Below are 20700 nucleotides of genomic sequence, written 5' to 3'. Positions count from 1 at the left end.
GATTTGCAACATCGAACGTTTCACCGCCTGATGGAGTGACGACATGGCACGGATGAAATTCATTTGCGACGCGGAGCGCTGCATCGAGTGCAACAGCTGCGCCACCGCCTGCAAGAACGAGAACGAAGTACCCTGGGGCGTGAACCGGCGCCGCGTGGTGACCATCAACGATGGCGTGGTCGGGCAGGAGAAATCGATTTCCGTGGCCTGCATGCATTGCTCCGACGCGCCCTGCATGGCGGTTTGCCCGGTGGACTGCTTCTACCGCACGGACGAGGGCGTGGTGCTGCACAACAAGGACACCTGCATCGGTTGCGGCTACTGTTCCTACGCCTGCCCGTTCGGCGCGCCGCAGTTCCCGTCGAGCGGCACCTTCGGCCTGCGCGGCAAGATGGACAAGTGCACCTTCTGCGCCGGGGGCCCGGAAGAAAACGGCTCGACCGCGGAGTTCGAGAAATACGGCCGCAACCGCCTGGCGGAAGGAAAGCTGCCGGCCTGCGCGGAAATGTGCTCGACCAAGGCACTGCTCGGCGGCGACGGCGACGTGGTGGCCGATATTTTCCGCACCCGTGTCGTGCAGCGCGGCAAGGGCAGCGAAGTGTGGGGATGGGGCACCGCTTACGGCAAGGCCCCCAACCAGGCAACCTCGCCGAACGGGAAGAAATCATGAAGGCCGCCATTCTTCTCCTTTCCGCTGCAGCGCTGCTTGCCGCCTGCGGCGAGCCTGACCAGACCAAGGCTGCGGGCAACACCAACCGGGCCGATGTCGTTCCCTGGCAAGGCGCGCACAACCCGCATGTGGCGAAAGGCTGGAATCCCGGCAACCAGGCGAGCTGGGAAAACCAGATCAGGGCACGCGGCCAGCTCCAGAACGAGTACATCAGGACGGGCACAGGCAACCCGCCTGCACAGGGAGGGACGACGCAATGAACAGATGGATTGCCACCCTTGTCTTCTCCGCGATGCTGGCGGCCTCGGCGTCCGCACAGGATGCGCAGCCGGCGCCGGCGCAGAATCCGGGCGCCGGCTTGCCCAAGGTGGAGTCGGTCGACATCCTCAAGCAGAACCAGGCCGAGCGGCAGCGAGACCAGCCGGGCAACAACGCGCCGGTGTGGCGTGCCGTCAATAGCGGCACGGCGCACTATTCCAGCCTCCCTGACCCGGAAGCCGGCGTGCTGATCCAGCCCATGAGCCGCTTCATCGGGCAGGACCGCGCGACCACGGCAGGCGAAGCATGGCGCCAGTACCGCAACGGACCGATGACCGCGATTGGCGCCGGCCTCATCCTTGCCGCGCTGGCGGTGGTGGCCATCCTTTACTTCGTCGCCGGCAAGATCCGGACCAAGGAAGCGCCGACCGGGCGCCGTATCGAGCGCTTCACCCGCGCCGAACGGATCGTGCACTGGACGGTTGCCATCAGCTTCGTCGTGCTCGCCATATCCGGCCTGGTCATGCTGTTCGGCCGCTACCTGCTGCTGCCCCTGATCGGCCATACGCTGTTCGGCTGGCTGACCTATGCGCTGAAAAACGTCCACAACTTCGTCGGACCGCTGTTTACCATCTCGATCATCGTCTTCTTCGTGCTGTACGTGCGCGATAACCTGCCGCGCAAGCATGATGTGCGCTGGCTGATGCGAGCCGGGGGCCTGTTCAGCGGCAAGGAGCCCAGTTCCGGCCGCTTCAATGGCGGCGAAAAGATCTGGTTCTGGGGCGGGCTGGTGCTGCTGGGACTCATCATCAGCGCCTCCGGCTTCGTGCTCGACATGCTGGTGCCCGGCATCGCCTATACCCGCGGCAACATGCAGCTCGCCCACATCGTCCACCTGCTCGGCGCGACCTTGATGCTGGCCGGCGCGGTCGGCCATATCTATCTCGGCACCGTCGGCATGGAAGGCACCTACGACGCGATGCGCCACGGCTATGTGGACGACAGCTGGGCCAAGGAACATCACGACCTGTGGTACGAGCAGGTGCAGCGCGGCGAAGTGCCGCGCGTGCGCACGCGGCCGCGTTCCGGCGGATCGCCATCGCCCGTCAAGGCCTGATCTGGAGGAGAGCTCGATGCGTAAAGTACTCGTACTGACGACCCTGCTGGCGCTCTGCGCGGGCAGCGCCGTGGCCAAGCTGCCGCCGCAATCCCCCGAAGCCGCCGCCGCGGCCGCCGCCGCGAAAGACAAGGCGGCATGGACTGAAAAAGTCGCCGCCTACAAACTTTGCCTCTCGCAAGACCGTGTGGCACAGCAATACCGGAAGACCAAGGAAGGGGCGCCGAAGCAGACGGTGGAAACGCCGCCCTGCACCGATCCCGGCCCCTATACGCCGAGTGCTGCGGCTGCTCCCGCTGCCCCCGCTGCAGGAAGCGCTGCCGCGGCACCGCAGGCGGCCCCTGCCGCTGCTGCTGCCGCTCCTGCACCGGCAGCAGCGGCAGCAGCGCCGAAGAAGTGAATTTGTTCAACGCGTCGAAAGCCAGCCATGTCTCGTCGGCCTACCATGACCAATGCCCGAGCCCCCCTGACCCGAGAGGTGGAGGCGATGGACGAGCGCGGGCGCTTGTCCGTGATCTCGATCCCGGCGGAACGGCCGCTCACCGTCTATGTGGACAAACGGGAACTGGTGACCCTCATGACGCTCGGCGCCGCGCCCGAAGCCCTGACCCTCGGCTATCTCCGCAACCAGCGGCTGGTCAACTCGATCGAGGATGTCGAGTCCATCACTGTTGACTGGGACGTCGATGCCGTTGCCGTGAAAACTGTCAGCGGCATCGCCGATATCGCGGAGCGCACCGCACGCAAGGTCGTGACCACTGGCTGCGGCCAGGGCTCGGTGTTCGGCGGGCTGATGGACGAGATCGACCGCATCGTGCTGCCGCCCGACGCGCGCCTGCGGCAGTCGGTGCTGTACCGCGTGGTCGACACGGTGCGCACCTACCAGTCCATCTACAAGCAGGCGGGATCGGTGCACGGCTGCGCGCTGTTCACCGGCGAGGGCGAGCTGCTGTACTTCATCGAAGACGTGGGCCGCCACAACGCCGTGGATTCCATCGCCGGGCTGATGTGGCTGGACGGCTTCACCGGCGAAGACAAGGTGTTCTACACCACCGGGCGGCTCACCTCGGAAATGGTGATCAAGGGCGCGCAGATGGGCATTCCCTTCCTGCTGTCGCGCTCGGGCACCACGCAGATGGGGCACATGGTGGCCGAGCGCCTGGGCATGTGCCTGCTTGCACGCTGCACCGGCAAGCACTTCCTCGCCCTCTCCGGCAAGGAAAGGCTGATCATGGAAACTCACCTGGCCGACGTCCTCCGGGTGGCCTGACCGAACATGCAACTGTCCGACGCCGTCCACGCCGCCTTTTCCCTCCTCTTCACCGGCGATGCCGAGCTCTGGCAGGTCATCTGGGTATCCCTGAAAACCACCCTGGCCGCGCTGGTCATCGCGACGCCGCTGGCCGTCCTGGCCGGCTACGGCCTTGCCACCCATTCGTTTCGCGGCCGCCGCGTCGTGATCTGGCTGGTGCAGGCGACGCTGTCGCTGCCCACCGTGCTGATCGGCCTGCTGCTGTACCTCATGCTGTCCCGCCAGGGCCCGCTGGGAGAGCTGCACTGGCTGTTTTCGCAAAGCGGCATCATCGCGGGCCAGGTACTGATCGCACTGCCGGTCCTGACCGCCTTCTCGCTGGCGGCAATCCAGGCCGCCGATCCGCGCATCGCGGAAACCGCCGTCACGCTCGGCGCCTCGCGCTGGGGAGCAATGCGCACCGTGCTCCATGAAGTCCGCTTCGGCATCATGGCCGCGGTCATCACTGGCTTCGGCCGCGTCATCTCGGAAGTCGGCTGCGCCATCATGATCGGCGGGAATATCGTCGGCGAGACGCGCACCATGACGACCGCCATTGCGCTGCAGACCAGCAAGGGAGAATTCGCGCAGGGCATCGCGCTGGGCATCGTGCTGGTCACGATTGCCTTGCTGATCAATGCCGCGCTCGTGCTGGCGCAAGGCGATACCCGGACGGCAAGGGCCGGCGCATGAGTCCGATGCTCGACATCGCCGGCCTGAAAAAGTGCTTCGGCCAACGCCTCCTGTTCGACATCGACCGCCTCGTGTTGCGCCAGGGCGCGGCCTATGCGCTGACCGGCCTGAACGGCACCGGCAAGAGCACCCTGCTGCGCATTCTCGCCGGACTGGAAAGCGCCGAGGTGGAATCGGTGCGCTTCCTCGATGCGCCGGTGACGCTCGCCCCCTATCCCAGGGCCTTGCGCGATGCCGTGGTGTATGTGCACCAGCACCCGGTCATGTTCTCCACTTCGGTGCCGGAAAACATCGCCTACGGCTTGAGCGCGCGCGGGTTGGAGCGGGATGAGATCGTACGCCGCGTCGACGCGGCCATGCAATGGGCGGGCGTGGAGCACCTGCGCAAGAGCAAGCCGGCCACGCTTTCCGGCGGCGAAAAGCAGCGCGTCGCGCTGGCCCGCGCCTATGTGCTCCAGCCGAAACTGCTGTTGCTGGATGAACCGACATCGAACCTCGACGGCGCCGCCCGCGAGCAGGTGATTGCGCTGATCCCCTCGCTGGTCGCGGAAGGACGCACCGTCGTCATGGCCTGCCACGACCGCGACCTGATTTCCCTGCCCCGGGTGGAACGCCTGAAGCTGCGCGACGGCCGCCTGCAGGCACGCCAGAACCGGCTGCGGCGGGTTCTCTGAACCAAGCAAGGAGTGAACAACGTGAAACGATTCCTGAACATTGTGCTGGCAATGTCCCTGCTCTGGCTGGCGCCGGCCGCCCCGGCACAGCAAGTCCTCAAGCTGTCGACAACGACCAGCACCGAAAACTCCGGCCTGCTGCGCTACCTGCTGCCGCCCTTCGAGTCGGAATCCGGCCTGAAGGTGCAGGTGATTTCGGTGGGCACCGGCAAGGCGCTTGAACTGGCGAAGAACGGCGACGTCGACGTCACGCTCGTCCATGCCCGGGCTGCGGAAGACCAGTTCGTCGCGCAGGGATACGGCGTGGAGCGGCGTGACGTGATGTACAACGACTTCATCGTGGTCGGTCCGTCTGCCGACCCTGCCGGCATCAAGGGAATGAAGGACGTGCACGCCGCATTCCGCAAGATCGTGCAGGCAAAGGCGCGCTTCATCTCACGCGGCGACAACTCGGGCACCGACCAGATGGAACAGGCGTACTGGAAGACCGCCGGCGTCAAGCCGGCCGGCAGCGCCTATGTCTCCGCCGGCCTGGGCATGGGTGAAGTGCTGAACATGGCGGCGGAGCTGCAGGCCTACACGCTGACGGACCGCGCCACCTACGTTGCCTACAAGGCAAGGACAGGACTGGCCATCGCCGTCGAGGGCGACCCGGCCATGTTCAACCCCTACGGGATCATCGCCGTCAATCCGGCGCGGCACCCAGGCGTCAATGCCGAGGGCGCGATGAAACTGATCCGCTGGATCACGTCGGAAGCCGGGCAAAAGCGGATCGCTGCCTTCCGCGTCGACGGACAGCAGTTGTTCTTTCCGACGGCAGCCCAGCGCTGACGCGTCTTACTTCTTGGTTCCCGTGGTTCCGGTCGTTTCCGGCACAGAGTGATTGTTGACCTGCCCGGAATGCGGCATGGTCCCCTGCTCCTGCGATTTCTGCAGCGCGGCCGGATTGGCCTGGGTCGGCGTGTTGGCATCGCCGCTATTGCCCTTGCTTCCCGCACTGGCGGAGGGCGGAACCGTCGCATCCGACGGCGGCGTCTTTTCTGCCGGCAGCGCGACCGATCCACCCGGCGGTGCCGGTGAAACAGCCGGGGAAGAACCGCTGGTCGGATCAGCGCCCGTCGTCTTCGGCTCCGGCGCTTTCTGGCACGCCGACAACATGGCAAGCACAAGTCCGGTGAGCACCAAGGTTGTCTTAACCTTCATGAAGCCCTCCTCGATAAAAGAGCGGTCCCGCTACTGGCGAGCAGTCCGCCGTGCCGCAACTAGTAGTTTGACAAGTGCTGTCTGAACCCGTTCTGGTAAATGATGTTGCGCAAGGAGGATTAAAAGATGCATGCGTTTTCCATCTTATGCCACAATACGGTTTGCCAAGCCGTAATTTGTCACCCAGCAATACAAGGAAAAACCATGCAATCCGAGATTTTTCAGTTTCGACAAGCAACGACCCAGCAATCCATGGACGAGGCGGTCAAGGTGTTGAGCGGTGTCGAAGGCGTCATCGCCGTCACCCCCTCGCTCCTGCGCAATGAATTGAACGTCCAATTCAATGCCGACCTTGCATCCAGGCAGAGCCTGCAAGCCGTATTGACGGATGCCGGGTATGCAATGCAGACCGCTGCCCGCACAGGCGGTTGCGGCGGAGGCGGAGGTGGTTGCAGCTGCAGCTGAGCCTCGTTGCACTGATTTTGCCGGCGGCACAAAGCGTCCGCGCGCCGCCCGGCCTGTCTCTTCTGACATCCACACTCTTCCTCGGCGCTGTCTGCTCCCCACCACACTCCTCATCCTTTTGCCGCGTAAAACCCGGCCCTGGAGTAGCATTGCCGATAGGCAATCTTAATTTATGTTAAGGTGTGCGCCTTATCCAGTTCCTCCTGCGCACCACGGTCAGGAGAATGGCCGCCGGATAGCGTCATGACAACAGCATGTGTATCCGGGTAGTGATTCCACAAAGAGTTTGCGCATGCAACTGACCTCTTTGAAACGTGTACTAGTCGTACCCTTCATCCTTCTGGTGCTGTCGCTGGCGGTAGTGATCTACTGGGCCTCGCACCGCTCCGCCGATTACGCCGGGCAGGAATTCTCGCAGCGTGTCCTGCTCGACATGGTGGGCCGCGTCACGACCCAGACCGAAAGCCACCTCAGCGGGGCAAGGGTTGCGCTCAACACGGTCGTTCCCAACCCGATCTACTCGCCGGCCGACTACACGACCACGCCTTTCCTGATCCCATCCACCGTCGAAGACCTGGAACGCCAGCTTTGGGTCGCGACCGGATTCTTCCCGGCCGTGAACAACTACGCCTATTTCGGCGGCGCCGACGGCAGCTTCGTCGGCATCCTGCGCGCGGTGGACCACATCGAGCTGCGCCTGCGGGAGCCGGGTGCCAACACCCGCAAGGTGTACAGCGTCGGAGCGCCGGGCAAGCGCCTTGGCCTGCTTCGTACGGACAATTACGATCCGCGTACGCGCCCCTGGTACAAGACTGCCTTGGTCAACGGCCAGGAAAGCTGGTCGTCGGTCTATACCGACTTCACCACGCGCGAGCCGACGATCACCCTGTCCAAGCCGGCCTACGGCGCCGACCATCAGCTCGTCGGTGTTGCAGCGACCGACCTGTCGCTCAGTCAGCTCACCGATTTTTTCAGCTCGCTATCGGTCAGCCGTCATGGCGTTGCCTTCGTCGTGGAGCGCTCGGGCGCCATTATCGCGACCTCGACCAATGAATTGCCCTACCGGGTTGAAAACGATGCGCTGGTGCGGCTCATGGCCGGCGAAAGCGTCTCGCCGCTGCTGCGCCAGGCGTACGAACAAGTGCTCCAGTGGCAGCGGGACGGGGATCGTCTCGAGACGCCCGTATCGCGCGAGTTCGAAACAGACATGGGCGTCATCCAGGTGGGCGCAAGCCTGCTGCGGGACACGGCCGGCCTCGAATGGATCACCGTTGTCGCCATTCCCCGCGCCGACTTCATCGGAAACGTCTCGACCGTCTTCTACGAAAGCTTCGGCATTGCGTTCATTGCCGTCCTGCTCCTGCTCGCGCTCGGCTCAGGATTGCTGCACTGGGTATTGACGGACATCCGCAAGCTGACGAACGCCGCCGAAAGCATCGGACAAGGCCGCCCCCTGGCGCCGCTCGATATCCGCCGCGCCGACGAGATCGGCGTGCTTGCCAAGAGCCTGCAGGAAATGGAGCGCAACCTGCGCACGGACAAGCTGACCGGCGTGCTCAACCGGCAATCCCTCGTCTCGCAGATCGAATTCCGCGCCTCGACGGCTTCCGAAGTGATGCCGCTGAAGTTTGCGCTGCTGTTTGTCGACCTCGATTTCTTCAAGCAGGTCAATGACGAGCACGGACACGATGCGGGCGACAAGGTGCTGATCGAAATCGCCGGCCGCCTCAAGAAGGCCTTGCGCGCCGACGACGAAGTGGCACGCTTCGGCGGCGACGAATTCGTGGTGTATTTGCACGGGATGTATTCCGCCGAGGATATCGGTGCCGTGCGCGCGAAGCTGCTTCAAGTGATCGCAGCGCCGGTCGAAGTCGGGCCCGGCATCGCTTGCCGCGTCGGCGCTTCCATCGGCTGGGCGCAATATCCCGGCGACGGCATGGATATCGATGCGCTGTTGAAGAAGGCGGATCAGCGCATGTTTGAACGCAAGAAGGCGCGCGTGGCGGGATGAACCCGATGAACGCCACGCGCTGTCACCTGTCGCGGCCGCCCCAGAGTCGCGCATGGATTCCATGCGTGAGCAATGAAACCGCGGTCCCGCCTGCGACGAGATAAACACCCCAGAAATTCCCGAGCGCCACGGCGGCCACCCCGGGCATCACACCGATCAACGCGGCTGTCCACCACCGCGCGGCGTTGCGCCGCCTGCTCCAGGCATAAACCGGAGCGCCATATCCGAACGTGGCGAGGGCGCCCAAGAAAAGAAAAACTGCGGACAAGGCGCCGGCACGGGACAACAGATCCAGCCCCCATGTCCCCGCCCCCGAAAACAGCGGCCAGGCGAGTGCATAGAAAAAGTACAGAAGTGCACAGGCCATGAGGCTCAGGAATGCCGCCAGGCTTACGCGTGCAAGTTCGGTTTTGAAGGGCATTTGACGATAAACTTACGGCACCTTAACCAGGGACCTTGAAAACAATAGGGAGGTGAGAGATGAGCACAGTCCTTTGGGCCAACTACCTGCTGGACGGCGTAGTGACATCCGATGAGGCGGACAAGCATGCCCTCTACAAGTATTCGGACAAGCTGGACAGCGTCGCCGCCGCCACGAAGCTGCAGGCGTTCTCTTCCCTCTGCGACTCCACCGACATGCAGTTTAACCTGCGGGATGATGAACTTCCGGACGGCGTAAAGTCCACCAACGAGCTCATGGCGCAAAACGGCGTCTGGGTGGCGTCGCAGGATGCGGTTCGCTTGCTGGAGGCGCTTCTCGCCGAAATCCAGGCAAAAAAGACAAGGTTCGGCCTCCTTAGGAACGACCATGACAATGTCATGATCGAACTGCAAGAAAGCCTCGCGTTCGCAAGAAAAGCGGCGGCAATGCATGCGAAGTTCAACTTCGCCATCGTCATGTAGGATTGCGTGCGTCAAATGTCTCTTCGCTGCTCGGTCTTCATCGCCACATCCCTCGACGGCTACATCGCGCGCTCCGACGGGAGCATCGATTGGCTGGAGGCGGCCAACGCAACGGTGACGCAAGGCGAGGATTGCGGATACGGCGCTTTCATGTCATCGGTCGATGTGCTGGTCATGGGCAGGGGGACCTTCGAAACCGTCTTGTCCTTTCCTGCGTGGCCGTATGGCGACAAGCCGGTCTGGGTCGTCAGCCGCACGCTCAAGAGTCTCCCCGCGACACTGCCGCCGCAAGTGCGGCTGATGAACGACTCGCCACGCGAGATCGTCGCCATTGCCGGGCAATGCGGTCACCAGCGCTTGTATGTCGATGGAGGGCAGCTCATCCAGGCGTTCCTGCGGGACGGCCTGATCACCGATCTCACGATCACGACCATTCCGGTGCTGCTCGGTGCCGGCCGCACCCTCTTCGGAACACTCTCCCGTGACGTGACGCTCAAGCTCGCCTCGTCGAAGTCCTACCCGTTCGGCTTTGTGCAGTCGACCTACCAGGTAGAAAAAGAACCGGCTTGAGCCGCCGCCTGCCTCGCATTGCCCTTTTGCAGAGACGCACTGAGCAAAACGGCAACTAATATTCTTTAACAGTAATTTCCTTACGGCAAGGATGGCATTAGCTTGGACCTAAGGACAGGCGCTTGCACGGCTTGCCCCGGGCGGCATGGCACGGCGCCATGTCATCGCTGCGGCGCAATTACTCTCATTGGATGGATTCCGCAATCATGTGTCTCGGGCGCAGAACCACCAGCCTTCGCCGGTCATTGCCGCCGGCGGACAAGGGCAGTGCCGCCGGCTTGCACAGGCAGGGGCCGGGCGCATGATGTCCACCCGCAGATCCCCCGCCGCTGCGGACCGCCGGCTGATTCCGTTGGCGCCGGCGAGGGCGACAGCCCTAGCGCCGCACACGGGAGGAAACAAGGACGCTTCGCCTGACCGCCGCATCTCCGTCTGGCCGCTCGTGAGCGCGTGGGGTGTGCTCACCGTTGGCATCGTCCTCTCGGTTTTCTTCTTCTCTTTCGTCAAAAGCCAGATCGAGGAACAGGCCGGATTCCGCTTCGAACGCATGGCATACGAGGGGCAGGAAGCGATCCACCGGCGCATCCAGTCGTACGCGGATGTGATCCACGGCCTCGCCGCGCGCTTCAACACACCGGTGCCGGTGTCGCGCCAGCAGTTCCACGATTATGTCACCGGCCTGAACCTGCAAACGCATTATCCGGGCTTCCAGAGCATCAACTATGCCGAGCATGTCCCGCATGAACGCAAGCAGGCATTCGAGAGTCAGGTCCGGCAAGACACGAGCATGACGCCCGCGGGTTATCCCGGCTTTGCGGTCAAACCGGCGGGCGAACGGGACCAGTACACGGTCCTCACTTATCTTGAACCCATGGACCAGAGCGCACCGAACTTCGGTCTCGACATTGCGGCGAATCCGCCGGTGCGGGCGGCGCTGGAAGCAGCGCGCGACACCGGCGCCCTCACCTCCTCCGGCACGCTGATCAAGGTCGACGGCCGGAACCCGCATCTTGGCCTGGCAATGCGGCTGCCGGTGTACCGCTACGGAATGCCGCTCGCCTCAGTCGAGGAGCGCCGCGCCGCCTACCTGGGCTCGCTCGGCGCGGGTTTCAACGTCCGCAATCTGATGCGCGGCGTGCTCGACGAAGAGAAACTCAACTACGTGCGCTTCCGCCTGTCGGATATGGGACCGGCAGCCGGCCGGCCGCAACCCGGCAGCGACGTGCCGCGCCTCCTGTTCGACAGTCACAACCTGCATCCCTCGCCGGCCGTCGAACCGCACGAGGTGGACGACGACCAGTTCATCGCGCGCCTGCCGATGGTCATCGCCAGCCGTACATGGAATGTCGAATTCACCGCACGCAAGGATGCTTACATACTGGGCTTCGACCGCGTGGCGCCCTGGCTTGCGCTCGCTACCGGATTTCTGCTGACGGCCTCGCTCTTCTATCTCTTGTATTCGATTGCGACATCGCGCAGCCGGGCCCTGGAGATCGCCCGCGAGATCACCAAGGATCTCTCCGAGCGGGAGGCGAACTTGAAAGAGGCGCAGCGCATCGCGCGCCTGGGCAACTGGAAGCTTTACCCGGCCGATGGGCGCATGGAGTGTTCCAACGAGACCTATCGCATATTCGGCCTGGCGCCGGGCGGACGGCCGATGCATTACCAGGATTTTCTTGCGCGGGTGCATGAGGACGACGCCGCCGCCGTCAAGGCCGGATTCGAAAGTGTCTTGCGTTCGGCCAAAGAGTTCCAGGCCGAACTGCGCATCGCGCAAAACGAAGGCGCGCCGGTCTGGGCGCAGCTGGTATGCCGCCGCAACAAGGAAAATGGCCTGGACGGCATCGTGATGGACATCACCGAGCGCAAGCTGGCGAGTGTACGGGCCGAAGTGGAGCATCGGGTGACCCGCCATGTGGCGTCGGCCACCGAAGACGCGCAGCAGGTCATGCCGGCGGTGATCGAGATCGTGTGCACCGGCTTTGGCTGGACCAATGGCGTCTTCTATCGCATGGATGAGCGCGGCAAGCGCCTGACGCAGTGCCTGCGCTGGCCCGGCTCGTCGGCCGAGACGGACGCGGCCGGCGTTTCCGAGCGCGCCGCTCGCCTGCGCAGCACGGTTTTTGCGCAACAGCATGGCGACGGAATCGGAACGCTGCTCGCCGCATTCCCCATCCAATCCGCCGACAACCTGTTCGGCGTCATCGTGTGCACGGTGCCGGCCCTGAACCAGCAGGAAGATGCGGTGGCGGGGGTGCTCGACTCGATCGGGCGCCAGGTAGGGCAGTATTTCCTGCGCAAGTCGGTAGAGAACACGCTGCGCCATGTTGCGGCACATGATTCGCTGACCAACCTGCCCAACCGGTGCATGTTCAATCAATGCCTGACGCAGGCGATCGCGCGCGACGCCCGCCATTGCGCCGGGCTCGCCGTCTTGTTCATCGACCTTGACCGCTTCAAGCTGGTGAACGACACCCTGGGCCACGGCGCGGGAGACCGGCTGTTGCAGGAGTGCGCCCGGCGCCTGACCGCATGCACGCGCGAGAGCGACATCGTCGCCCGCCTCGGCGGCGACGAATTCGCGCTGCTCATCGAACGCTTCGCGGATATCGGCGATGTTCTCACCATCGCGCGGAAGGTATTGGCGGCGCTGGTGGAACCGTTCACCTTCGAGGGGCAGGAACTGCTGGTGGGCGCAAGCATCGGGATCAGCCGCTATCCGCACGACGGTACCGACGTGGAGACCCTGCTGACGAGCGCGGACACGGCCATGTACCGCGCCAAGGCCGAGGGAAATACCTACAAGCTGTATTCGTCGCAGATGGACGAACGCCATTTCCAGCGGCTGGCACTGGAGGCCAGCTTGCGGCATGCCACTGCGCGCGGCGAGCTGGAACTGCACTACCAACCCAAGCTCGACCTGCATACCGGCAGGATCGCTGGCGTGGAAGCGCTGCTGCGCTGGCGCCATCCGGACTGGAGCTGGATATCCCCGGCCGACTTTGTTCCCGTCGCCGAGGAATCGGGCCTGATCATCGAGATCGGCAACTGGGCATTGAAAACAGCGTGCGAACAGGTGCGGACCTGGCAGCAGCAGGGCCTGCCGAAGACGCCGATCGCGGTCAATCTGTCGGCGCGCCAGTTCCGGCATGCGAACCTCGTCAAGGACATCTGCGATGCGCTCGCCGCCACCGGCATCTCGCCCGAATGGCTGGAACTGGAAGTCACGGAAAGCATGGTGATGCATAACACCGACCACGCGATCCGCGTGCTGACGGAACTGCGCGCCATGGGAATCCAGCTTTCGATCGACGACTTTGGCACGGGCTACTCGTCACTTGCGTACTTGCGGCGGCTGCCCGTCACCTGCGTCAAGGTCGACCGCTTCTTCATCAAGGACATCCCGCAGGAAGCCGACGACATGGCCATGACACTGGGCATCATCGGACTCGGCCACAGCCTGCGCCTGAAGGTCATTGCGGAAGGGGTCGAGACGGACGAGCAGCTGCAGTTCCTGAAGATGAACGGATGCGACCAGATACAGGGGTTCTACTTTTGCAAGCCAATGTGCGGCGAAGACATCACACCCCTACTCCAACACAATCACGACTCGGTGGAGCGTGGAGTGTCGAACCGCAGGGCATCGCTGCCCTGCGGCGTTTAATCTTAGTCATAGGGGATTCAACATGAAAGCGAATTTGCCAGGAAAAACGAAGGATGAAATCGTCGCGGCCATTGACGCACTCGACCTGAGCCCGATCAAGTTCAAGCTGATGGACCGTGAAGAAGGGTACGGCTGGTCGCGCCAGCATGCCGACGCGATGGAACGCGAGTACAAACGCTTCCTGACCTTGCTGGCGAAGTACCCCGAAGAAACGATCGTACCGAACAAGGCCGTGGACAAATTCTGGCACGGCCACATCCTGGACACACTGAAGTACGCCGAGGATTGCCAGCGCGTATTCGGCTACTTCCTCCACCATTTCCCCTATTTCGGCATGCGCGGAGAGGACGACGCGCGCAACCTGTCTACAGCGGGGCAGACGACGCGCGGGCTGTATGAGAAAGAATTCGGCGAGCCGGGCACCACCGCGCCGGGCTATTGCGGTGTGACGGCGGAAGGCAAGGATGCGTACTGTGGCGTCGCTGCAGCGGGCAAGGATGCTTACTGCGGTGTGGCTGCGGAAGGCAAGGATGCTTACTGCGGTGTGGCTGCGGAAGGCAAGGACGCCTACTGCGGGGTGGCTGCGGAAGGCAAGGACGCCTACTGCGGCGTAGCCGCGGCAGGGAAGGACGCGTATTGCGGGGTGGCCGCAGCGGGCAAGGACGCGTACTGCGGCGTCGCCGCCGGCCAGCCGCAGACCTTGTCGGCAAACAAGGTGAAAGCAAGCGCGGTACTGAATGTCGCCATCCGTCCCTCGCTATAAGCAAGTGCGCATCTGCATCCCCTTGCGCATGCCGGGGGATGCAACCCATTCCCTTTCGCAGTATTGAACCTTTCGGCATCCGCTGGAATCGGTTCACTTATTGCTGAACGCATCCCCGGCACGGCGGCTGGCAACGTGTCCGAGTCCGGGGGAGTCTGCGTGTAGGCGGTTTTCCTTCCCCGATTTATGGGATTGTCGCCCTGAAACACGCGCTGCTAGAGTTCGGCCCGCAGTTTCCCCCCCAGTCAACCCAAGGCGCCACCGCGCGCGCGGGGTACTGCATCCGCAACTACATACAGGAAACAAAACGTGAAGAAGCTTTACTTGGCAGTACTGGCCGGCGCGGCATCGATGAGCGCCGCTGCAGCAGACATCGGTCTTTCCGTCGAAGCCGGAACCACCGGCCTCGGCATCCACGCCGTTGTCCCGGTACAGAAGCAGCTCAATGCCCGCATCGGCACCAGCCTGCTGAACTACTCCTTCGACGGTTCGACGTCCAACGTCGACTACGATTTCAAGCTCAAGCTCAAGACGCTCGACGCCCTGCTCGACTGGTACCCGGCCGGCGGCGCATTCCGCTTCACCGGTGGCGTGGTCTACAACGGCAACAAGATCACCGCGAACGGCCGCCCGACCGCAGCCGGCACCTATACGCTGAACGGCAACACGTATACCGCCGCGTCGGCAGGGACGCTGAACGGCCAGGTGGACTTCCGTAATTTCGCTCCCTATCTCGGCATCGGCTGGGGCAACGCCGTCGCCGGCGACAAGGCTGGCTTCGGCTTCAATGCCGACCTCGGCGTGCTCCTCCAGGGCTCCCCGCGGACCTCGCTCGCCAACAATGGCTGCACCGCGCCGGCCCCCGTCTGCGCACAGCTGGCGGCCGACGTCGCCGCGGAAAACGTTCGTCTGCGCGATGAAGTGAAGGATTTCAAGGCCTATCCGGTTCTTCGCGTGGGCGTCAGCTACCGCTTCTGATCCGGCGGATCAGGCACTGAAAAAGGAGGCGCACGGTTCCCTTGCGCCTCCTGTTCATTCCGGCCCCGCATGGGCCGTCCATCAGCGCGATGCAGCGCCGCCCCTGGCGCGGTCGTTGATGTCCCGCTCGTCATGCCATGCCGCGCCGCCTCTCGAATCAGGCCTCAGGCCTCAGGCTGCTCGCTGCCCCATCACAATGACCACTGCTCCGCAGAGCGCGAGGCCGGCACCCAGGACGTCGCTCCAGCTCGGTTGCACGCCGTCGACCAGCCAGAGCCATCCCAGCGCGGCCGCGATGTAGACCGCACCATAGGTCGCATAGACCCTGCCGCTGGCCGTCGGGTGCAGCGTCAGGAGCCAGACAAACATTACCAGGCTGAGTGCCGCAGGCAAGAGCAGCCAGATGCTTGCCTTACCCGTCAGCCAAAGCAGCGGCAGGTAACACCCAAGCAGTTCGGCGATTGCAGTAGCGAAGAATAATCCGAAGGTGCGAAGGAAGCCTGTCCATTCCATGCTCATGTCCGCCCGAGTTCTTGAAAGCGGACGATTCTACCGGCTTCAGGCACTTCTTTTCTTTCAGCGAAGCGGTATGGAAGTTTTCGGTCCGGCGCCTAACCCCGGACCGCGCCCCTGAATGCCGCCGAAAGCGCGGCAAGCGCTTCGCGCGCCCGGCCGCCCTTGACCCTTGAATGAAGCAAAACCGGCAAGCGCGGCAAATCGGGAAGCCCGAGCCTTGGACCGACGTCAACCGCGCCAAACGGCACCATGCGCGGCGCCAATGCAGCGACGCCGAGCCCGGCCATGACGGCAGCGGAGACGGCCGCAACCCCGCCGCCGACAAAGATCTCCGTCCACGGCACGGCAGCCGCATCGAGAAGCTGTCCGGCCAGCGCGCGCACGCCGCAGGGCTCGGCAAGCGTGGCGAGCGGCAGGGGCTCGCCCGTGCGATGCTGCCAGCCCGGCGCCGCGAACCAGCCGAACTTTTCTTCAGCAAGGATCTCGCCGTCATTGCGCCCGGCGTGCAGGCGCACGATCGCCGTGTCCAGCTCCCGCCGGTCGAAGCTTTGCAGCAGGTCGCCGGAAGAACCGATCCGGATCTCGATCAAGAGCTGCGGGTCTTGCGCGTTCATGCGCGCAATCAGGGCCGGAAGCTCCGGCCCCGCCACGTGGTCGCTGATGCCGATGGTGAGACGCTGGCGGCTGGCGGCAAATACGCCGAGCGCGCGCTGGTGCGCTTCCAGGAGTTCGCGGGCGTGGTCGAGGAAAGCTTCGCCGTGCGCCGAAAGCTGCACATAACGGGGCGTGCGCTCGACGAGCCGGCAGCCGAGCCTGTCTTCGAGCCGCTTCAGCTTCAGGCTGACCGCGGCCTGCGTCGTCCGCATCGCTTCCGCAGCGCGGGTGAAGCTGCCGAGCTCGGCAACACGGATGAAAGCCTGGACGGCATCCAGGTCAAGAGGACGCTCTATCATTTCAAACCGTTATCATTGAAATTAATTCCTATAGCATATCAAAATTATGCGGCGGCGCTTACCATGAAGTCCGGATAAATCGAAAGGAGCCGCAATGCCACTCGTTCACATTTCCATGCGCGCAGGAAAGCCGGAAGCCTACCGCCAAGCGATCTTCGACGGGGTTTACCGGGCGATGCACGAAACATTCAACGTGCCGGAAGACGACCAGTTCATGACCATCACGGAGCACGAAGCGGCGAATTTCCGCTACAGCCCGACCTATCTCGGCGTCGCCCGGAGCGCCGACGTCGTGTATATCCAGATCACCGCCAACAACACCCGCACCGCCGAACAGAAGAAAGCGCTGTACCGGCGCCTCGTCGAGCTGCTCGGCGACCGTCCCGGCATCCGGCCGGAAGACGTATTCGTGAGCCTGGTCGAGGTGGCAAAGGAGAACTGGTCGCTCGGCAACGGTGTAGCGCAATACGCCTGACGCGATGCAAGCTTCATCCATGCAGCAAGGCATCGTTCTTTCGGTCTTCTCGTCGGCACTGTTTGCCGGCCTCTACTATTACGCGACCTTGCTGCATCCGTTGAACGGCGAGCAGATCTTCGGATGGCGCATGCTGCTCACGCTGCCGTGCGTGACCGTGTTTCTCATTGCAACCTGCCAATGGCATCTGGTTCGCGGCATCGCCAGGCGCGTGCGTGCACAGCCCATGCTCGCCGCCGGCCTGATCCTGAGCAGCGCGCTGGTCGGCAGCCAGCAGTGGCTGTTCCTCTGGGCGCCCGTCAACGGGCGGGCACTCCAAGTGTCCCTCGGCTATTTCCTCATGCCCCTGTCCATGCTCATCATCGGCCGGCTGCTGTATGGAGAGCGCCTGACCGCCCTGCAAACCACCGCTGCGTGCAGCGCCTGCCTCGGGGTGGTGCATGAAGTACTGCGTGTCGGAGGATTCTCATGGGAAGCCATGGCCGTGGCCATCGGTTTTCCGGCGTATTTCACCTTGCGGCGGAAGCTGAATACCAACAGCCTGGGCGGCCTGTGGTTTGACATGGCCATCACGCTTCCCATTGCTGCCTGGTTCGTTTCGGGCAATGCGGACGCGCTTCAAGCGTTTTCCCACACCCCTCGCCTCTACCTCCTGGTTGCAGGCCTGGCCATCATGAGCGCTGCCGCGTTCATGAGCTACAGCATGGCCAACATGTTGCTGTCCTTCAGCCTCTTCGGACTGCTGAGCTACGTCGAACCCATCCTGATGCTGGTTGTATCGCTGCTTCTCGGTGAGCGAATCTCCGAGGGCGAGTGGTTCACGTATGCGCCGATCTGGGGCGCGTTGATCTTCCTTGCCGCGGACGGCATCCTTCATCTTCGCGCAGAGGGTGACTTCAAGGCCCGGCCTTCACCGCTCTGAGGAAGCCCGGCACCCCAGTGTCCCGGGGGCGGCCAACAGGCCATTCTGTTTGCCGCGCCCGAACCAATGCTGCCGGCCTGTCGGCGCCAAGCCGTCATCCCCCCGGCTCCACCTGGCTTGCCTGCCGAATCAAGCACACCTCATCACAAGGTTTTCTCCATCAATTCAACAGCTTGCGGCATTCGACCGCATGCGTCCCCGGCGCTGGCACGCCGCCTGCAATAGGTCTGTCGAGCGCAAGAAATGCTCGCTTCTTCACCAACTCGACACTACTTTTTAGGAACCCCGCAATGACAACCCTGATGATGAAAGACTTGTCCGTCTCCAAGGAGCTCGACCGCGACGCGATGTCTGCCGTACGTGGCGGCCAAGGCCTGCCGGGCTGGGCGCCGCTCTTCGGCATGCCCAAGTTCGACTTCCAGAAATTCTCGATCGACGCCTCGCAAATGGTCGGGCAGAGCCAGAACGTCGTGAACAACAACGGCAACAACGCCGCATTCGTTGGCGGCGTCGCCCCGTACTAAGCGACCCACTCGCATTCACACTTCACACACTTGAGGAAACCAAAATGACGACGCTTCTGATCAAAGACCTTTCCAACGCCGCCGACCTCGACGGTAAAGCCATGGCAGCAGTGCGCGGCGGCTGCTCGTACTGCCCGCCCAAGTACGACATGCCGAAGCTGTACGGCAAGCCGGCCAACATGAGCTTCGATGCTTCCCAGATGATCGGCCAATCGCAGAATGTGGAGAACAACAACGGCAACAACGTCGCCTTCGCCAGCGGCATCACGTCCACCGTGTCGCCGGTCCAGACCGCAAACAACAACATCAACTTCGGCTACTGAGGCATTGGGCCGTTGCAGCGTCTCCTGTTTTCAGGTTCAGCCTGCAACGGCCGCCTGGGTCGTCCGGACATCCCGCCTTGCAGCCGCACGGCCGCCAACTCTACAATGGCGCTGTCGCGTCAGCTCAACGTTTCCGATGACCATTCCCACAACGCAATACGCGAAGAGCGGAACCCATCGCATCGCCTACCAGGTGATCGGGAAAGGGTCGATCGATATTGTCCTCGTCCCCGGATTCGTCTCCAATGTGGACCTGCAATGGGAGCATTCCGGATTCCGGCGCCTGCTTGAAAATATCGCGGGCTTTGCCCGGCTCGTCGTCTTCGACAAACGCGGAACCGGCCTGAGCGACCGGGTGCCGGGCAATGCCCTGCCAACGCTCGAGGCGCGGATGGATGATGTGCGCGCCGTCATGGACGCGGCAGGCATGAAAAGCGCGGTCCTGATCGGCGTTTCCGAAGGCGGGCCGATGAGCATGCTGTTTGCTGCGACCTACCCGCATCGCACCCGCGCGCTTGTCCTATACGGCACCTACTCGCGCTTCCACCCGGATGTGCTGGACCGTTCCGGGCTGGCCGGCTATATCGACGCCATGGAAAATGGCTGGGGCACAGGCGCCAGCCTGCGCTACTTCGCACCCAGCCTGAGCGACGACGAGCGCATGGTCGAATGGTGGGCGCGCTACGAACGCCATTCCGCGAGCCCAACCGCCGCCGTCTCGCTGGTCAGGATGAACGCGGAGATCAACGTCAGCGACCTTTTGCCATCGATCAGGGTCCCCACGCTGATCCTTCATCGGCGCGACGATACCCGCGTGTCCGTATCTTCCGGCCGCCGCCTCGCGGAGAGTATCGACGGCGCGCGCTATGCGGAACTGGAGGGGCGCGACCATCTTTTCTTCACCGGCAACGTCGACGCAATCACCAACGAAATCCAGGAATTCGTGACCGGAAACCGTCCGGCCCCCAGCGACGCCACCGTCCTCGTCACCGTTGTGGCAGCCGCCATCGTCGATCCTGTCGCCCAGGCGATCAAGTGGGGCGACGCCGAGTGGGAACGCAAGCGCGCCGAGCTCCGCCAGCGCGCCATGAACGTGATTTCCGCGAACCGTGGCGTGGCCTTCTTTTCCTCGAACGAAGAAATCTACGGATGGTTCGACGGCCCGGTGCGCGCCGTGCAATGCGCAGCAGCCTTACTGCAAGACGCGGCAGCGCATGGCGTGCCGCTTGCCTGCGGCGTGCACATCGGAGAAGCCGAGAAGCGCCACGACAAAGTCAGCGGCGTGACCGTGCAGCTCGCACGACAACTCGCCCTCGCCTCCACCACCTCGCAAGTGCTCGTCACCGGCGTCGTCCGGGACCTCACCGTCGGGTCCGGCCTGAGCTATATGGACTCCAGGACCGTGTTGGAACTCGACAATCGCCAGATTCCCGTCTTCACAGCCGGCACTGCCGGCCCCGTCGCCAATGGCTCGCACGGACTGAGGGTGAAGTTCGCATCACTGAGCGCGCGTGAAAAGGAAGTTCTCACGCTGATCTCGCTCGGCCTGACTAACGCCATGATCGCTGACCGGCTTCATCTCAGCGAGCACACAGTCAAGCGCCATGTCGCCAATATCCTGTTGAAGCTCGATCTGTCCAACCGCGCCGCCGCAGCGGCCGTCATCAGCACCCTCGGCGCCTGACCGGCGCGCCCAAAGAGCCATTGCAAAATGGCTCTTTCTGACG

24 protein-coding genes are annotated in these 20700 nt (G+C 63.4%); 20 read left to right on the top strand and 4 right to left on the bottom strand.

The features are described from left to right. Positions 1-43: 43 nt before the first annotated feature. From fdh3B to VFF99_RS18830, 8 genes are read left to right on the top strand one after another with little or no spacing between them, the layout of a single operon-like run. Positions 44-670, top strand: coding sequence for a formate dehydrogenase FDH3 subunit beta (gene fdh3B / locus VFF99_RS18865; protein WP_325020465.1), 627 nt, complete (start codon positions 44-46; stop codon positions 668-670). Then, complete coding sequence (locus VFF99_RS18860) at positions 667-930, top strand: hypothetical protein (RefSeq protein ID WP_325020464.1); 264 nt, start codon at positions 667-669, stop codon at positions 928-930. Before fdh3B ends, VFF99_RS18860 begins: the two co-directional genes overlap by 4 nt. Continuing rightward, complete coding sequence (locus VFF99_RS18855; protein WP_325020463.1) at positions 927-2045, top strand: formate dehydrogenase subunit gamma; 1119 nt, start codon at positions 927-929, stop codon at positions 2043-2045. The genes VFF99_RS18860 and VFF99_RS18855 overlap by 4 nt, the downstream gene beginning before the upstream one ends. A 16-nt stretch (positions 2046-2061) precedes the next feature. Next, the gene (locus VFF99_RS18850; protein WP_325020462.1) at positions 2062-2445 is read left to right on the top strand and encodes a hypothetical protein; all 384 of its coding nucleotides are present in this window, start codon (positions 2062-2064) and stop codon (positions 2443-2445) included. 27 nt (positions 2446-2472) lie between these two features. Then, a complete protein-coding gene (locus VFF99_RS18845; RefSeq protein WP_325020461.1) occupies positions 2473-3315 on the top strand; it encodes a formate dehydrogenase accessory sulfurtransferase FdhD in 843 nt (280 codons plus the stop codon). A 6-nt stretch (positions 3316-3321) separates the two neighbouring features. Further along, positions 3322-4029 (top strand): ABC transporter permease, encoded by a 708-nt coding sequence (locus tag VFF99_RS18840; protein ID WP_325020460.1) that lies wholly within the window; start codon positions 3322-3324, stop codon positions 4027-4029. Then, a complete protein-coding gene (locus tag VFF99_RS18835; RefSeq protein ID WP_325020459.1) occupies positions 4026-4703 on the top strand; it encodes an energy-coupling factor ABC transporter ATP-binding protein in 678 nt (225 codons plus the stop codon). Before VFF99_RS18840 ends, VFF99_RS18835 begins: the two co-directional genes overlap by 4 nt. Before the next feature lie 51 nt (positions 4704-4754). After that, positions 4755-5534: a substrate-binding domain-containing protein gene (locus tag VFF99_RS18830; protein ID WP_325020467.1), complete on the top strand. Its 780-nt coding sequence runs from the start codon at positions 4755-4757 to the stop codon at positions 5532-5534. Positions 5535-5540: 6 nt separating this feature from the next. On the opposite strand, the gene VFF99_RS18825 is transcribed toward VFF99_RS18830, so the two are convergent. After that, positions 5541-5906: a hypothetical protein gene (locus VFF99_RS18825; RefSeq protein WP_325020458.1), complete on the bottom strand. Its 366-nt coding sequence runs from the start codon at positions 5904-5906 to the stop codon at positions 5541-5543. A 204-nt stretch (positions 5907-6110) separates the two neighbouring features. Here VFF99_RS18825 and VFF99_RS18820 point away from each other — a divergent pair, with 204 nt between their 5' ends. Both VFF99_RS18820 and VFF99_RS18815 read left to right on the top strand, forming a co-directional pair. Continuing rightward, positions 6111-6371 (top strand): hypothetical protein, encoded by a 261-nt coding sequence (locus tag VFF99_RS18820; protein WP_325020457.1) that lies wholly within the window; start codon positions 6111-6113, stop codon positions 6369-6371. 292 nt (positions 6372-6663) lie between these two features. Continuing rightward, the gene (locus VFF99_RS18815) at positions 6664-8382 is read left to right on the top strand and encodes a diguanylate cyclase (RefSeq protein ID WP_325020456.1); all 1719 of its coding nucleotides are present in this window, start codon (positions 6664-6666) and stop codon (positions 8380-8382) included. 22 nt (positions 8383-8404) lie between these two features. Here VFF99_RS18815 and VFF99_RS18810 read toward each other — a convergent pair whose 3' ends face one another. Next, on the bottom strand, positions 8405-8803 hold the full coding sequence (locus tag VFF99_RS18810; RefSeq protein WP_325020455.1) for a hypothetical protein: 399 nt from the start codon (positions 8801-8803) through the stop codon (positions 8405-8407). A 59-nt stretch (positions 8804-8862) separates the two neighbouring features. Between VFF99_RS18810 and VFF99_RS18805 the strand changes: the two genes are divergently transcribed. The 5 genes from VFF99_RS18805 (at position 8863) to VFF99_RS18785 (ending at position 15260) form a co-directional block, all read left to right on the top strand. Next, on the top strand, positions 8863-9285 hold the full coding sequence (locus tag VFF99_RS18805) for a hypothetical protein (RefSeq protein WP_325020454.1): 423 nt from the start codon (positions 8863-8865) through the stop codon (positions 9283-9285). Positions 9286-9300: 15 nt separating this feature from the next. Continuing rightward, positions 9301-9855 (top strand): dihydrofolate reductase family protein, encoded by a 555-nt coding sequence (locus tag VFF99_RS18800; protein WP_325020453.1) that lies wholly within the window; start codon positions 9301-9303, stop codon positions 9853-9855. 301 nt (positions 9856-10156) lie between these two features. Then, positions 10157-13519 carry a bifunctional diguanylate cyclase/phosphodiesterase gene (locus VFF99_RS18795; protein WP_325020452.1) on the top strand — a complete coding sequence of 1121 codons (3363 nt, stop codon included), beginning with the start codon at positions 10157-10159 and terminating at the stop codon, positions 13517-13519. A 22-nt stretch (positions 13520-13541) separates the two neighbouring features. Further along, a complete protein-coding gene (locus tag VFF99_RS18790; protein ID WP_325020451.1) occupies positions 13542-14282 on the top strand; it encodes a hypothetical protein in 741 nt (246 codons plus the stop codon). 309 nt (positions 14283-14591) lie between these two features. Continuing rightward, positions 14592-15260 carry a hypothetical protein gene (locus VFF99_RS18785; RefSeq protein WP_325020450.1) on the top strand — a complete coding sequence of 223 codons (669 nt, stop codon included), beginning with the start codon at positions 14592-14594 and terminating at the stop codon, positions 15258-15260. 171 nt (positions 15261-15431) lie between these two features. On the opposite strand, the gene VFF99_RS18780 is transcribed toward VFF99_RS18785, so the two are convergent. Both VFF99_RS18780 and VFF99_RS18775 read right to left on the bottom strand, forming a co-directional pair. Next, positions 15432-15773 (bottom strand): YnfA family protein, encoded by a 342-nt coding sequence (locus VFF99_RS18780; RefSeq protein ID WP_325020449.1) that lies wholly within the window; start codon positions 15771-15773, stop codon positions 15432-15434. A 98-nt stretch (positions 15774-15871) separates the two neighbouring features. Beyond that, positions 15872-16729 (bottom strand): LysR family transcriptional regulator, encoded by an 858-nt coding sequence (locus tag VFF99_RS18775; protein WP_325020448.1) that lies wholly within the window; start codon positions 16727-16729, stop codon positions 15872-15874. Between the two features lie 94 nt (positions 16730-16823). On the opposite strand from VFF99_RS18775, the gene VFF99_RS18770 reads away from it, so the two are divergent. From VFF99_RS18770 to VFF99_RS18750, 5 genes are all read left to right on the top strand, one after another. After that, entirely contained in the window at positions 16824-17204 is a 381-nt protein-coding gene (locus VFF99_RS18770; protein WP_325020447.1) for a tautomerase family protein, read from the top strand. Positions 17205-17208: 4 nt separating this feature from the next. After that, entirely contained in the window at positions 17209-18126 is a 918-nt protein-coding gene (gene rarD / locus VFF99_RS18765; RefSeq protein WP_325020446.1) for an EamA family transporter RarD, read from the top strand. A 290-nt stretch (positions 18127-18416) separates the two neighbouring features. Further along, positions 18417-18650 carry a hypothetical protein gene (locus VFF99_RS18760; RefSeq protein WP_325020445.1) on the top strand — a complete coding sequence of 78 codons (234 nt, stop codon included), beginning with the start codon at positions 18417-18419 and terminating at the stop codon, positions 18648-18650. Positions 18651-18694: 44 nt separating this feature from the next. Continuing rightward, the gene (locus tag VFF99_RS18755; protein WP_325020444.1) at positions 18695-18973 is read left to right on the top strand and encodes a hypothetical protein; all 279 of its coding nucleotides are present in this window, start codon (positions 18695-18697) and stop codon (positions 18971-18973) included. A gap of 136 nt (positions 18974-19109) precedes the next feature. Beyond that, entirely contained in the window at positions 19110-20657 is a 1548-nt protein-coding gene (locus tag VFF99_RS18750; protein WP_325020443.1) for an alpha/beta fold hydrolase, read from the top strand. The last annotated feature ends 43 nt before the right edge of the window (positions 20658-20700 follow it).

This window comes from Noviherbaspirillum sp., from assembly GCF_035654295.1.
Taxonomy (GTDB): Bacteria; Pseudomonadota; Gammaproteobacteria; order Burkholderiales; family Burkholderiaceae_D; genus Noviherbaspirillum.
This window is presented reverse-complemented; position numbering and strand designations above follow the sequence as displayed.